7 protein-coding genes are annotated in these 15,026 nt (G+C 29.2%); 4 read left to right on the forward strand and 3 right to left on the reverse strand.

Annotated elements, in window-relative coordinates:
- Nucleotides 1–24: 24 nt before the first annotated feature.
- Together glnS and recB are read right to left on the reverse strand one after the other, a co-directional pair.
- Nucleotides 25–1,704, reverse strand: coding sequence for a glutamine--tRNA ligase (gene glnS, locus HACICURT3053_RS01725; RefSeq protein WP_157992022.1), 1,680 nt, complete (start codon nt 1,702–1,704; stop codon nt 25–27).
- A gap of 172 nt (nt 1,705–1,876) precedes the next feature.
- Nucleotides 1,877–5,467: an exodeoxyribonuclease V subunit beta gene (gene recB, locus HACICURT3053_RS01730; protein ID WP_157992023.1), complete on the reverse strand. Its 3,591-nt coding sequence runs from the start codon at nt 5,465–5,467 to the stop codon at nt 1,877–1,879.
- Between the two features lie 1,376 nt (nt 5,468–6,843).
- Between recB and HACICURT3053_RS03430 the strand changes: the two genes are divergently transcribed.
- The 3 genes from HACICURT3053_RS03430 (at nt 6,844) to fabA (ending at nt 10,999) form a co-directional block, all read left to right on the forward strand.
- Entirely contained in the window at nt 6,844–7,155 is a 312-nt protein-coding gene (locus HACICURT3053_RS03430; RefSeq protein ID WP_157992024.1) for a BolA family protein, read from the forward strand.
- Nucleotides 7,156–7,821: 666 nt separating this feature from the next.
- Complete coding sequence (locus HACICURT3053_RS01740; RefSeq protein WP_157992025.1) at nt 7,822–9,579, forward strand: AAA family ATPase; 1,758 nt, start codon at nt 7,822–7,824, stop codon at nt 9,577–9,579.
- A 901-nt stretch (nt 9,580–10,480) separates the two neighbouring features.
- A complete protein-coding gene (gene fabA, locus HACICURT3053_RS01745; RefSeq protein WP_157992026.1) occupies nt 10,481–10,999 on the forward strand; it encodes a bifunctional 3-hydroxydecanoyl-ACP dehydratase/trans-2-decenoyl-ACP isomerase in 519 nt (172 codons plus the stop codon).
- A 2,052-nt stretch (nt 11,000–13,051) separates the two neighbouring features.
- Here fabA and rluD read toward each other — a convergent pair.
- Nucleotides 13,052–14,029: a 23S rRNA pseudouridine(1911/1915/1917) synthase RluD gene (gene rluD / locus HACICURT3053_RS01750; RefSeq protein WP_157992027.1), complete on the reverse strand. Its 978-nt coding sequence runs from the start codon at nt 14,027–14,029 to the stop codon at nt 13,052–13,054.
- A 134-nt stretch (nt 14,030–14,163) separates the two neighbouring features.
- Here rluD and bamD point away from each other — a divergent pair, with 134 nt between their 5' ends.
- The gene (bamD, locus tag HACICURT3053_RS01755) at nt 14,164–14,877 is read left to right on the forward strand and encodes an outer membrane protein assembly factor BamD (protein WP_157992028.1); all 714 of its coding nucleotides are present in this window, start codon (nt 14,164–14,166) and stop codon (nt 14,875–14,877) included.
- Nucleotides 14,878–15,026: the final 149 nt, after the last annotated feature.

Here is a 15,026-nt window from a genome sequence, read left to right on the forward strand (position 1 = left end):
TATTGATTCTAAATTTAATTTAGACTAAGAATTATTCGCATGTTTATTTTCTAACCAGCGATTACGCAAAGAAACGGTTCGGTTAAATACTAATTTATTTGACATAGAACAAATACTATCCAAACAAAAATACCCCTCTCTTTCAAACTGATAAGAAAGAGATGTCTGTGCAGTCTTTAAGCTAAGTTCAACAAACCCCTCTTGAATAACAAGAGAATTTGGATTAATACTCATACGAAGATTCTCATTCTTCAATGGGTTTGAACAAATAAACAGTTTCTCATATAATCGGAATTCTGCAGGTAAGCTATATTTCGCTGATACCCAGTGAATTACTCCTTTTACTTTCCTTCCATCATGTGGATTTTTATTGAGGGTTTTTAGATCGCATGAACAATACAGACGGATAACATTCCCTTCGTTATCTTTTTCTAAGTTCTCAGCTTTAATAATATAAGCATTACGTAAGCGAACCTCTTCTCCTAAAATAAGACGCTTGTAATTTTTTATCTTATTTTCTAAAAAATCTGATTGATCAATATAGATTTCATTCGTAAAAGGCACTTCTCGAACACCCATTGAAGGTTTGTTTGGATGGTATCGCATACAAATAATTTCTTCATAATCTTTAGGTAGATTTGTAATATGAATTAGAATTGGACGAAGAACAGCCATTGTTCGTAAAGCATGTTCATTTAGATGATCGCGAACACAGGATTCTAATGCTTCCATTTGAACCAAATTATCCTGTTTAGTGACACCAATGCGTCTGCAAAACTCCCGTATTGATTCCGGAGTGTATCCACGACGGCGCATACCAGAAATAGTTGGCATGCGTGGATCATCCCATCCGTCTACAAGATTCTGAGTTACTAACAGTTGTAATTGGCGTTTAGACATTACAGTATATTCAAGATTTAGACGTGAGAACTCATATTGTTTTGGGCGTGTTGAAATACTAATATTGTCTAGAACCCAATTGTATAATCGACGATTATCTTGAAACTCTAAAGTACAGAGAGAATGTGTAATACCTTCGATAGCATCAGAAATACAATGGGAAAAATCATACATAGGATAAATACACCATTGATAACCAGTTTGGTGATGCTCAACAAACTTAATTCGGTAAAGAACGGGATCACGTAAAACCATAAAACTAGAAGCCATATCAATTTTAGCACGAAGACACGCAGCGCCTTCAGAAAATTTACCTTTCCGCATATCAGAAAATAACCTTAGATTTTCTTCTACACCACGAGATCGATACGGACTATTGGTTCCTGCTAATCTTAAAGTTCCACGATACTGTCGTATCAAATCAGGTGATAGTTCATCAACATATGCTAAGCCTTTTTTTATGAGTTCTATGGCGTAATTATGCTGTTCTTCAAAAAAATCTGAAGCATACCGAACATTACCATGCCATTGAAAACCAAGCCATTGCACATCAAGCTTAATAGAATCAATAAACTCTATATTTTCTTTAATTGGATTTGTGTCGTCAAAGCGCAAATTACATTGTCCTTGGTAGTCTTCGGCGATACCGAAATTTAAGCAAATAGACTTAGCATGACCAATGTGTAGGTATCCATTCGGCTCAGGAGGAAAACGTGTTCGTATTAAATTATATTTACGGTTTACTAAATCTTCTTCAACAATCTGACGAATAAAGTTAGTCGGGGGAGTTGTTGACTTACTCATGTAGCTATCCTTGATATAAATAAAATAAAATGATAGTAAAACCTTAAAAGTTTAATAAAAAAATTAAAATTAAAATAGAAAAAATTATCTTGTTTATTAAGTTAAACATATTATTTGAACGATAATTCATTTGAATAATTAAGATTATCTTCTTTAGAGAAGAGTATCATAATTAATTATATTTTATTAGACCGTCAAGATTTCTCCGGATTTTCTTCTCATGAAAGAACAGATCATCTATGCTATTCATAAACTTAGAATCTAGATAAACACGATAGATCCCATAACTACCTTTAGTTCCATCAAGACCTCGTAAGAAAAGATATATGATACCTCCAAAATGCTGTTTATAATCATATTCCTTGATAGAGCAACGTAGATGACGGTGCAATGCTAAAGCATAAATCTGATACTGTATATCATAGCGGTGTACCTGCATTACTTCATGCATTGCCTGCTTTGTATACGCACTATTCTTATTTCCTAACCAATTAGATTTATAGTCTACTAGATAGTATCTATTATCCCAAAAAAAAACTAAATCGATAGTTCCTTGTAAAATACCTGTCCTCTTATAAAAAACCAGAGGAGGACAAGTTGCAGATAATGGATCATGTTTAATAACGTTATTTAGCGCTTTATCTGTTAAAAGACGAGAAATTGGTAAGTAAAACTGAAGTTCTACCTGTCTTATTGAACGCGAGAGTTGGCTAAGACTAACTCCGGTTTCATTTAAAGGAGTATGTAAAATATTTTTTATCCAATTGTACATGGCTTCTTGCCATTGGTCACTTAGCCCTTGACATCTTAGTTGCCGTAATAACCATCGCTCATTTAGTGGTGCATCAAATTCTAAGTTTTCTAATAATTTATGCAGAAAAATTCCTGATGAAGATCCACGCGGAAAGGTATGTGATGTAAAATCTAAATCTACTGTTTTTTTTTCTGAGTTTCTTTCTTCTTTTTTATTAAAGACAAAAGAACTATAAGGTAAGGAGTTTATCATCACAGTCTTTATATTTTGATTTTTTTTTTGAAGATCAGAGTAACTTGTCATTCGCCAGTCATTTGATATCAAACGTGACAATTTATGTCTATTCGAAAAAGACGTCTTAAGATCATACGCCTTATATGTTCTCCATCTCTTACTTTTTATTGCGCGGGATTCATCTAGTTCTATAAGATTGCTATTTAATTCTTGCAGCTTTAAACGAAGACTCGTAGCATTAGAAGGTATACCATTTTGAATAAGATAGCCTAACGCACTACGATGTAAATCGCTCTTTCCTTGTTTTTTACGTCTACCCTTAAATATTGGTGTAATACCGATACTACAATGAAATATTGAACGCGTTAGCGCAACATAGAGTAAACGTAAATCTTCTGCTAATCTATTTTTTTCTTCTATCTCTTGATTATGTAAATCTTGAGACACATCAAGTGGTTGAATTAAAGATTGAACATTATGATAATAGTTATTTTTTAAATCATGAAAATCGGAAGCAAATGGTAGCCATACTAGTGGATATTGTAAACCTTTAGATTTATGAATAGTCGTGATCTGAATTAAATGACCATCATTCTCTAAACGTATTTTCTCAACAGGTGTTTTACTATCAGGTTGTCCTAATTTCTCAACTAACCAACGTATTAATGTCTTCTGACTATGTCTAATAATGGAAGCTTCTTGTAAAACTTCACCTAGATGTAGTAAATTAACTAAACGCCTCTCTCCATTATCAGATACTAATAAATTTTCAGCTATTTGACGTTTTCTGATAAAAAAATGTATCATGGAAAGGATGCCATGATTTTTCCAATGCTTGTCATAGCAGATAAACTCCTCTACTATAGAACGCCAACTTATATCATTACCTTTTAATTCATCAATGGTTTCTGCATTGACGTTAAATAAGCTTGTAGCTAGTGAACTTAACAGTAAAGATTCTTTCCAAGGATGGGATGCTGCTTGTAAAAAATATACTATTTCACGAGCTTCTAATGTTCTATAAATACTATCTTGATTAGATAGGTATACTGATGGAATACTTAATCTGTTTAATGCTTCTTTAATTATTGAAGCCTCATTGCGATTACGCACCAATACTGTAATGTCTGAGGCTTTGATTGGTCTTTTTGTTTTCTTATTACCAATTAACATCTGACCCCGTTCTCCTTTATCAAGCCAGTGTCTAATGCTTTCGGCGCATTTATCTGCCATAAATTGATGATAATCAAAAATTCCTATTCCTTCACCAGGTTGAAGACAAAATGTGATCGCAGGATGTATTTTACTTTGTATGCTACATTGTAAATCATGATTTTGAGGTGCAGACTTAACACTGATAAATGGTATCTCAGAGAAGAGAAATGGATTTTTTTTTCGTAAAAATAACTGATTTACTACTGTAACCATTGCTTCTGATGACCGCCAATTTGTGTCTAATGTATAGTGTGCATTAACTTCGGAACGTGCCTTTATATAGGTTAATATATCAGCGCCTCGAAAGGTATAGATTGCCTGTTTAGGATCCCCTATCAATAATAATACAATATCAGGTTGTTCATGATATATAGTTCGAAAGATATGATATTGTTTTGGGTCGGTATCCTGAAATTCATCAATCATAACCGCTGGATACTGTTGGCGCACCATTCCAGATAATACTTCTCCATTTTTTTTATGTAGAGCTCTATCTAATTCTTCTAGAAGATCATCAAATCCGATTTGTGCACACAGAGACTTTTCTTTCCTTACAAAACAATCAACTTCTTGTCTCGCATGGGTAATTATGTATTGGCGCAAAGAGACAAGAGGTGGGCATGCAAGAAATATTTCAATATTCTTAAAAACAGAATGATGTGGAGGGGGACCTTTTTTACTTTTATTTAATAAAATCTTCTGACTGAAATGCGCTAACTCTTTTGGGACAAAATAATCTGTAGTTGGAGTTTGTGCCCATAAAGTAATTTTTTCTAACCAGAGATGAAGGTTTTTATGATTATAACTACGAGGATCAATCCCAGAGCTTGTAATTAATTCAAATAAATTATCTAAAGTAAGCCACTCCTTTTTTAGTTCTTGAATCTCTGAAATGATCTCCTGATATCTTTGTACAATAGATATATTGGGCTCTAGTAATTGATAAGGTATCAGGCTTTTTCTACATAACCAAGGTGATAATTCTTTAAAAAGCTCTTCTGGCCCCATCCATAGTTGTCGCACTACACGAACTACTGATAGTGATAGTGGATAAAAAAATCTCCTCCAAAAATCAATTACTGCTTGACGTTGTATTGAGGTTTCATCAACTAACAGTTTCTGATGAAATAAAAAACCTATCTCAAAAGAATAAAAATGCAACATTCGTTTACAAAAACCATGAATAGTAAAAATAGAAGCTTGATACATGTTTTTTTCGGCTATTAATAAAGTCGAAGCCGCATCAGATAAGTTAGTAATCTGAGACATTAATTCTATGAAAAACGGATTAATACTCTGACCAGATAAACAGGCAATACGTAATTCATGTATATTGCAGTAAATACGTCTACGAAGTTCTGCAGTTGCACTGTCAGTAAAAGTGACTACTAAAATTTCTTGTACTGATAAAGGACGAATAAAATCTTCTTCCCTCCCCAAACCAAGCAATAATCGCAAATAAAGTAAACCAATAGTAAAAGTTTTTCCTGTTCCTGCTGAGGCTTCAATCAATCGTTCACCATATAATGGCAGAGATAATGGTTGAAGATTCATAGACATTCTTTACCTCATATTAATTCCTATCTTATGCAATAGTTTTTTGTAGTATAACTACAATTAGTATATTTATAATTAATTTACATGTTACATAGTATTTTATGCATTTTTAATGAGAACATATTTATAATCTAAAACAATCAATCTCAAATGGACTTATCTGTATTTTTAATCTAAAGATGTTGTCTAACATATGTATTTATATGCAATTATTGAATATACGAATCACTGGAGCGTGCATATATAGAAAATGTCATATCGAAAATCATAAAACATGATGTTAATAAGTCTATTTATAGACTAATATAGGATTGCATATAAGGCTAAAGATCAATATTCTCATTACTGACTAAAAAGAAATAATATACTTTAACAACAACTAGTAATGTCTTAATCTTTTATCTCCTCTCGTGTTAAAGATTAATTATTATGTCGTATTTCATTTTTTATTATCAAAATAGAAAACACATACGTTTATTCTTAACTTATTAATCAAATATCAATTTGAGTCAACAAACTAAAACTTAAGTAAAACATATTTATTTAGTTACTCAACGCTGAAATGGGTTATCATCTACTTAAATACATATAAATAACTTGGTCTTATATTGTCTTAATCATTATTACAAATAGATAATTAAAAGATATATTTGTAATTTTCTGCATAGGAAACACTTAACTATATAGACTTAAAACATACTGCACTGAGTTATAGTTATATTTAAAATTCAATGATATGAAGATTATTAAGCGAAATAACTTACAATAATCATTGTATATCGAACTATGTCTCATAATTATCTGTTAAGAATAGTGATTAATTTTAATATGATCTTCACATCAAATATTAGACCAATATCAGATAATGATAGTGTTATCTTACTAACAGTTATTTCTCACTTGTCTAAATTTCTACCCATGTAATCACTGATGTTTTTACACAAAAATGAGAATGATTAAACACAGAAACGGTGTCTTCTGAGATTCATATAGTTATATTATGCTCTCTCTACAGAGAGGCATATATCCTGAGGTAAAAAAATTTGAATATCATATTTCTTTTTATCTTATAAAAAATTTAGATATTACTTTGATTATTATGATAATTTATGTAGGATGAAATCTGTAAAAAAAACTAAATCAATATGATTTATGTCAATAATTCTTTTCTGTATTATCTAGATAATTGTTGGACTATTGTTATAGATTTTACAATTATACTAATAATTTACAGTATTTCTAATATCATAGAAACAATGTGGTTTGGATATTTTATCGAATATCAGTAAATATTTATTTGAAATATATAGATATTTATTTTTTTTGACTTAAAATCCATATAAGACAAACATATTATTATATCCAACAAATATCTCAACATGACTTATAAAACTATAAAAACTAAATTATATAGAGAATTCAGTCCTTTTTATCTTGTAATAAAAAATGAAAACCATTATCACCAAACTTATTCAGATTTAGGAAGTCATTTTAAGGTAATTATAGTTAGTCATATTTTTAATAACAAAAGTCGCATTCAACGACATCGCGCTATTTATTCTGTTCTTGAATTAGAGATAAAAAACAACATTCATTCTTTATCTATTAAAGCCTACACTCTAATAGAGTGGAGTAATATTAAAAATATTCATTTTATCTACGACAATTCTAAATGTTTAAACTATAAATGATAAAGTATAAAATAGTTGTATAATAAGTTTTCTGTAGCTATAGAATATAAAAATATTCTACTTAATAGTAAGTATTACTAAAAAAATTAATATATTTTACAATCTTAATTGTAATAATCATATTAAATTATTACAGACATAATAATGCTGATCGATCACATTACTTGTTTGTACATATAAAATATCATATATCAATAATTGATTCATAAATAATATTTCGTAAAATTAAAATCATTGTTAAAGTTATAAATATTATTTATATGCTCGAAACTTATAGTGAATGGCTATAATAGCGACATCGTAAGCATTTGATAATTCATACATATATCCAGTCTCAATATTTATTGAGACTTCTATGATATGGTGTTAACATTTGATAAATTAATTACGAAATTTACCTATATTTCGAGGACACAAGATATGTAAATTTATATGTTTATAAAACAAGATAATACCTTATATTTTTATAGTGCAACTTCATATGCATAATGATTAACATCAACATAGAAATGCCTTAGATTAAATATAAATATCATTAAGATACCATAGAAAAGATTTGAGATACTTTATATCTTTAAATAAAGTAGATTTGTATCAAATTTTGATAAATCATATATAATTTATAGAAACATATAATTTTATTTTATTTTAATGTATACAATCACCTTGCATAATTATTTATTAAATTGGAAATCTCTACAACCTGATACTGATCATTTTGAGCATCTGACTATAACAAAAATAGTTATAAACTCAGATGTTTTTTGTACTGTGCAAGCCCGCCTCTATAATGGACTTAGTCTTTTCTTAAAAACCAAAGCTCAAGTACCATTAATAAGAATTAAAAGCCCTGATAGCTCCGCCTACCTAACTTTATTTCAAAAAATGTTAATTTCTATCATAAATCAAAAGAAAAAAAAACTATCTAGATTCTATGAAGGGCATTATGAAACAGTTAAGAATTGGCCGGATTGGGAAGAAACACTATCCCAAAACAATCATATTTTAAATGACGAGCGAATTTGTCAGGCAGGTTGGATTGAGCACGAGGCTCTGTTTGGATGCGTTCGCATGCATCACTCTCAAATATCCCTATCACCAGGTTTGGTACATCAATCTAATGGCGGGATACTGATCCTTTCTCTTCGAACCTTATTAGAACAACCATTCATGTGGAAACGACTAAAAAAAATACTAGTTAATCAGCGATATGAATGGTATTCACTTGATCATACCCGCTCGCTCCCTATAGAAATTCCTTCTATACCAATGCATTTTCGACTTATTCTGGTTGGAGAAGAAGACGCACTAGCTGAATTTGAGAATATAGATCCTGAGTTAACATATACGTCACTATATGCTGAATTTGAAAATAATATTTATTTATCAGATGATACAGCATTTATTAACTGGAAAAGATGGGTTCAAAACATTGCAGATAGTCTCACTTGTCCTGTTCTTTCTCCTGATTTTTGGCCAATTTTAATTCGAGAAGCTGTACGCTGGACTGGGGATCATAAAATATTACCTCTGAATTTAGAATGGATCGGATATCAGTTACAAGAATCTGAGTTGTATTGTCATGATTCAATCATCAAGGGAGAAGATCTTAAAAACGCCCTGAACACTCGTTTATGGAGAGAAGGGTTTTTATTAGAGAAAATGCTTCATGATATTTTACATAACCAGATTCATATTGAAACAGATGGTGAAAAAATTGGACAAATCAATGCTCTATCAGTGATAGAATTCCCAGGTCACCCCCGTATTTTTGGTGAACCTACACGTATTAGTTGTATAGTCCATTTTGGGGATAGAGGGTTGACGGATATAGAACGTCAGGTAGAATTAGCTGGTAATCTTCATGCTAAAGGTATAATGATTCTAGAATCATGGCTCATGACAGAACTAAAATTAGATCATACTATGCCCTTTTCTTCTTCCTTAGTCTTTGAACAATCATATGAAGAAATTGATGGAGATAGCGCATCATTAGCGGCTCTATGCGCGCTAATAAGCGCGTTGGCATTACAACCAATTAATCAGAAGATTGCAGTTACAGGATCCATTGATCAACTAGGACGCGTGCAATCAATAGGAAAAGTAAATGAGAAAATTGAAGGTTTTTTCCGAATTTGTAGAAAAAGAACTCTAAATGGAACTCAAGGAGTCATAATTCCTTCTTCTAACATACAAAACCTGTCATTACATGAAGAAGTTATTAATGCTGTGCGAAATGGTAAATTTTCTATATGGTCGGTATCTACTGTCGCTGAAGCTCTGGTTCTTTTAACTGGAATAGAATGGAAGAAAAAAGATAAACCGTGTTTACTAAGATCTATTCAAGATCGTATTACAAAAATTTCCCAACATAACACAAGAGAATACATATCACTTTTGCATTGGTTTAAGCGGTCAAAATAAGGCATCAAATATGTCTTATTACAGAATTAAAAAATAATACATTTTATTATAAAATATTATTTTTATCAAAATGAAACTAGATTCTCGATCAACATGCAATCAATAGGATCAATATAAAAACTAAATGATATTGTTTAGTTAATCTTCTCTATTTAAAGTTAAGAGAATGAAATAGATATTGATATGTCACGAAATAAATAGCTATATAATTTAAATAATTAGATCATCATTGGCATACAAAACAGCTTTCTAAAGAAGCTTAAGAGAATATATTTTATACAAAATGCAATAATTACCAATTAGGTTTAATATAGATTTTGAAAAAACTATTAAATCTGGAATTAAAATAATTTTATAAATAGATAAACAATGATATTCGTTATTTATCTAAAACAGAAGATCAATATGCATAACACGCCTAGTAACATAAGTTAATAAAATAATTAATTGATCTTCTTGAAATTAAAAATCATGAAAGATGCTGTATTTGGGCCTATGCTAGACCACTTAAAATTTATAGCATCCGTAATCATTAAACGACTAAAAAAATTAAGATGTACAATACGTGTCACTAGTTAATAAACATCTAGTTTATATATTCTTTCTGTAATTAAAGATATTGATCTTGTCTAATTAAAACAATGTTATGAATCAGAAAATCCTAACGAAGGCAAACAAAAAATACTTAAACAATATTAAGAAAATGATTATTCTTTTAAGAATCTAATCAAAGACTGATCTCATAAAAACCTTCAGACTATAGGTTTTATATTTAATTTTCTGATGCATATTAAAGGATGGTGTGCAGTGAAAGTACATATATCACTTAGCTTACATCATATTATAACTTATATTATATAAATTTTTATTAATTTGATCATCATTAAGGTCGCTCGAGAATATGCTAGAAAAATGCTCGTTTTATACCAAAGAGGATTTACTTGCCTCAAGTCGCGGTGAATTATTTGGATCTGAAGGTCCACCATTACCATCTGGTAATATGTTAATGATGGATCGTGTCGTTAGTATCACAGAAATTAATGGGAAATATAATAAAGGATTTGTTGAAGCAGAACTAGACATACGACCTGATCTATGGTTCTTCTCTTGTCATTTTATTGGTGATCCAGTTATGCCAGGTTGTTTAGGCCTTGATGCTATGTGGCAACTAGTTGGTTTTTATCTCGGATGGGTAGGAGGAAAGGGTAAAGGCCGTGCTTTGGGGGTTGGAGAAGTTAAATTTTCAGGACAAGTACTAACTATTTCTCATAGGGTTTCTTATAAAATTCATATTAAGCGAGTTATTAATCGTAAACTAATCATGGGCATAGCAGATGGTGAAGTTTTAGTAGATGATCAAGTGATTTATACGGCTAACGATCTAAAAGTAGGACTTTTTAAAGATATCTCACCATTTTAATTATCACTGTATTTAATTAAATTTATTAATAATTTTATTATATATTCTGATTGAATCATTTTAATACTAAGTTCTATGCATTTTTTTAATTTTTTTTAGAAGAGATTAAATATTATGAATAATTTTTAACCATGCGTATCACATATGTTTAAAATGCATACAAGTATTAATATCATTTGCATGAATATATAATAGACAATATAATATAATTATCATTTAGTAATTTTGCCCTATAGGTTTATAGGATATGATGAGATCATTTCTCTAAATTTGAAATATATAGTTAAATAATCTTACCTGAAGAACCAATATGAGTATTTAAACTCCAAATAAAATATAACGACTTTCAGTGGTATGTACCAAAATTACAATTATATAGTAATATCATACTATTGTATTCAACGATTTCTTTTAAAAATTCTTAATTAGACTTCCAAATTTATACAATATTTTATTCAAAAATTTCAGTCTTGTGACTATAATTAAACAATTTTATATATCTATTATATCTAATTATAAATAATTGTTTTTCTATAAAATTAGATACTAATCTTTATACTAAAAGGTTAGTTAAGCATATAGATAAAACCTGATCTAAGATATTTTTATATAATTATATCTTTTCTTAATATAGAACCTTAGTATGCTAGATACCTAATGCTAAAAATCCTAAATTGTGAGTATATTCATTCATATTAATATGAATATAAGTTTGTTTATTTTATTTATGCAACTTGCAGAAATCTTTCTATTATACATTCATAATCGTTTCAATACTATAAGATAGATATAGAGAAAACTATGAATTTTTATATTTTTAATTAGATTATATATCTATAAGATTTTATAAAATAAATAAAATGATTATAAATTTTTATCATCTATAAAAATGAGATCTAAGTCCATATTATTGTAGTGATGATTAATATTATTATAATATGAATCTTCTAATAGTTACTACGAATATGTGTAACATGATAAAAGTCTCATTTTAATATTTTAAATAAAAAAATAATAAACATATATATCTTAAAAGATAGTTCATTAAAGAAATAAAATAAAAAAAATACATACTTTCTCATTATAGAATATTTACTTTCAGCAATGATGTTTTTACTTATGCTTATTTATAGGTGACTACATATATTTCTATAACCTGAAATTTCAATTACTTTAAAATAAAAACTAATAAGACTATACTAATTAAATTTAAACACTATAAGATGAATAAATTTTAATAAACTGAGTATTATTCTAGAAGTAGAATTCTAAAAATATATATAAATTATTTCCTCAAACATTAAGATCAAATAGTAATGTTTATAAAAAAATATAGATTAAATAAAAAAGATGATTAGTAACGTTACTCAATCATAGAAATATTATTTCTAATATAATATACATGAAAGTTTAACTCAAATCTAATACTATCTATTTTAGGAATTACTTTCCGTGAAACTCTCAATTTAAATACAATTAAAAATTTTTAAAATAGTAAATAGTCATGAAAATTATAATATATATACACGAATTTCCAGCATTCTATTTCTTTCTTAAATACTAAACCTTTATACTTTCTTACTAAAAACATAAAGATAAAATTCTGTAATTATTCAAATACTTTAATATATATTATTAACATTAAATTAATAAGTTTCTTTTTTTCATTTTTTAATACAATTATTTTTTATTCTTAATGTAAGATACAATAAAGAATTGAAGATCAAAGTTATAATTATAATGGTTTTCTCTAATATCAGAGAATGCAGTATAGTCTGGATCTGTATTAAATATGATAAGATAATATCAAAAGCATATTATGCTAGTTAATAACCATCAATGATGATAGTTTCTTGTATAACTATTATAATCTTTCACATCAATTAATGATTCTAGAAAGACATAATTCTCAATAATTAAATATGACCAGTAATTAATTTTTTTTCACTAAATTCTAAACCATTAGACATCATAACTCTGATTTCAAAGTATTGCATTTTCAGACTTAAAACACTTATGATGCGTAGTTTTTCTGTTAAAAACTCATATTTATTAATAATCTAATAATTCTTTATAAACCTTCATGTCTGTTTCTAAAGAGCTTAAAAGGTTAACTATATCTTGTGGTAATTTTGAATTCCATTTCATCTGAATGCCAAGTATAGGATGTTCAAGACACAACATGGTTGCGTGTAAGGCTTGACGCCGAAATGAATGAAGAGTAGAAATAACAGATTCTGAAGCACCCTTGGGAAGACGCAGACGACCACCATATATAGGATCACCTACTAGAGGATGATTAATATGTGCCATATGCACTCTAATTTGGTGTGTACGACCAGTGTGAAGTTGTAATTTTAGCCAGGTATGAGAACGAAATTTTTTTAAAATACGATAATAAGTTATAGCAGGCTTGCCAAAATGATTAATTGCCATATGAGTCCGCTTAGTAGGATGACGAGAAATTGGACTATTAACCATTCCACCTGAAATCATACAACCTATAGCAATCGCTTCATACTCACGAGTAATCTTACGTTCTTTTAAAGCTTTTATCAGATGAGCATGTGCCGAAGGAGTTTTAGCAATGACCATAAGACCAGTAGTATCCTTATCTAAGCGATGCACTATACCAGCCCTTGGGACCTCTTTAATAGCTGGAAAATAATATATCAAGGCATTTAATACAGTATCATGATTATGACCCGCCCCGGGATGTACCACTAAATTTGGCTGTTTATCAATAACCAGTATATATTGATCTTCATATACAATATGCAGTGGAATCTCTTTTGCTTCCCAGGGATCTATTTGTTTTATTTCTACATTAATGCATATTTTTTCACCACCAAATATTCTTTTTTTAGCTATATGAATAACAACGCCATTAACAGTTACACATTGACAAAGAATCCATTTTTTTAGCATGGAGCGTGAATATTTAGGAAATAATTCCACCAATATCTGATCTAAACGATTTTTAACTGGATCTAAAGGTACAATAGCATTAAGTTCTATTTTATAAGACATAAATTAATAACTTCTTTTATTCGCATTGGATTATCATAATAATTCTATATAATATAATAAAACATTAGAATTTCACTACTATTAAAAACTCAATAATACAGTTATAACATTAATCTGAGGATAAAACAGGAGTTATGATAAAAATAAAATACTTAATGGCCACTACTATCCTAAGTTTAGGAGCAATCGGATGCTCCGGGTCTGTAAATACGCAATCCGAACAACCACCTTCCTATATTTACAACAATGCAGGAAATATTCTTCACGATGGCAATGTACAATCAACTATTCAAAAATTAGAAACATTTTGTAACCGTTATCCATATGGTCCGTATATTCAACAAGCACAAATTAATTTAATATACGCATATTATAAGAATGATAATTTGTCTATGGCGCTAGAACTAATTGATCGCTTTATACGAGCAAATCCAGATCATAAAAACATTGATTACGTGATATATATACGCGGTCTAACCAACATGGCACGAGATAAAAATTTTTTACAAGATTTCATTGGCATTAATCGTTCCGATAGAGACTTAATTTACACTAAGAATGCTTTACAAGATTTTAAACAACTTCTGCAAAACTATCCTAAGAGTACCTATGCTGAAGAAACAAAAAAACATCTTTCTTATTTAAGAGAACGTCAAGCACAATATGAACTATCTATAGCCGAATTTTATTCTCAACGAAAAGCTTATTTAGCAGTGATTAATCGTGTTGAAGGCATCTTAAGAGATTATCCTAACACAAAAGCCATACATCAAGCCTTACCTTTGATGGAACATGCCTATCGTCAATTAAAACTACCGATAAACACTTATCAAGCAGATAAATCATGACCACTGATTCTATTTAAATAGACTGACATAATACTAAAGTCAAACAAATATTATTTAAGTTATTAAAAATAATCCAGTATATCTACTCAATCCTAGATTAGGACAATTTATTTATATTAAAAATAAAACATTAACTCATATTGTATAAT

This window comes from Candidatus Erwinia haradaeae (genome assembly GCF_900698855.1).
In the GTDB taxonomy this organism is placed as follows: Bacteria; Pseudomonadota; Gammaproteobacteria; order Enterobacterales; family Enterobacteriaceae; genus Erwinia_E; species Erwinia_E haradaeae_F.

Bases quoted from the DNA above. Each gene is read 5' to 3' on its own strand.
- glnS (WP_157992022.1), bottom strand. From the start codon at position 1,704: ATGAGTAAGTCAACAACTCCCCCGACTAACTTTATTCGTCAGATTGTT.
- recB (WP_157992023.1), bottom strand. From the start codon at position 5,467: ATGTCTATGAATCTTCAACCATTATCTCTGCCATTATATGGTGAACGA.
- HACICURT3053_RS03430 (WP_157992024.1), top strand. From the start codon at position 6,844: ATGACTTATAAAACTATAAAAACTAAATTATATAGAGAATTCAGTCCT.
- fabA (WP_157992026.1), top strand. From the start codon at position 10,481: ATGCTAGAAAAATGCTCGTTTTATACCAAAGAGGATTTACTTGCCTCA.
- rluD (WP_157992027.1), bottom strand. From the start codon at position 14,029: ATGTCTTATAAAATAGAACTTAATGCTATTGTACCTTTAGATCCAGTT.
- bamD (WP_157992028.1), top strand. From the start codon at position 14,164: ATGATAAAAATAAAATACTTAATGGCCACTACTATCCTAAGTTTAGGA.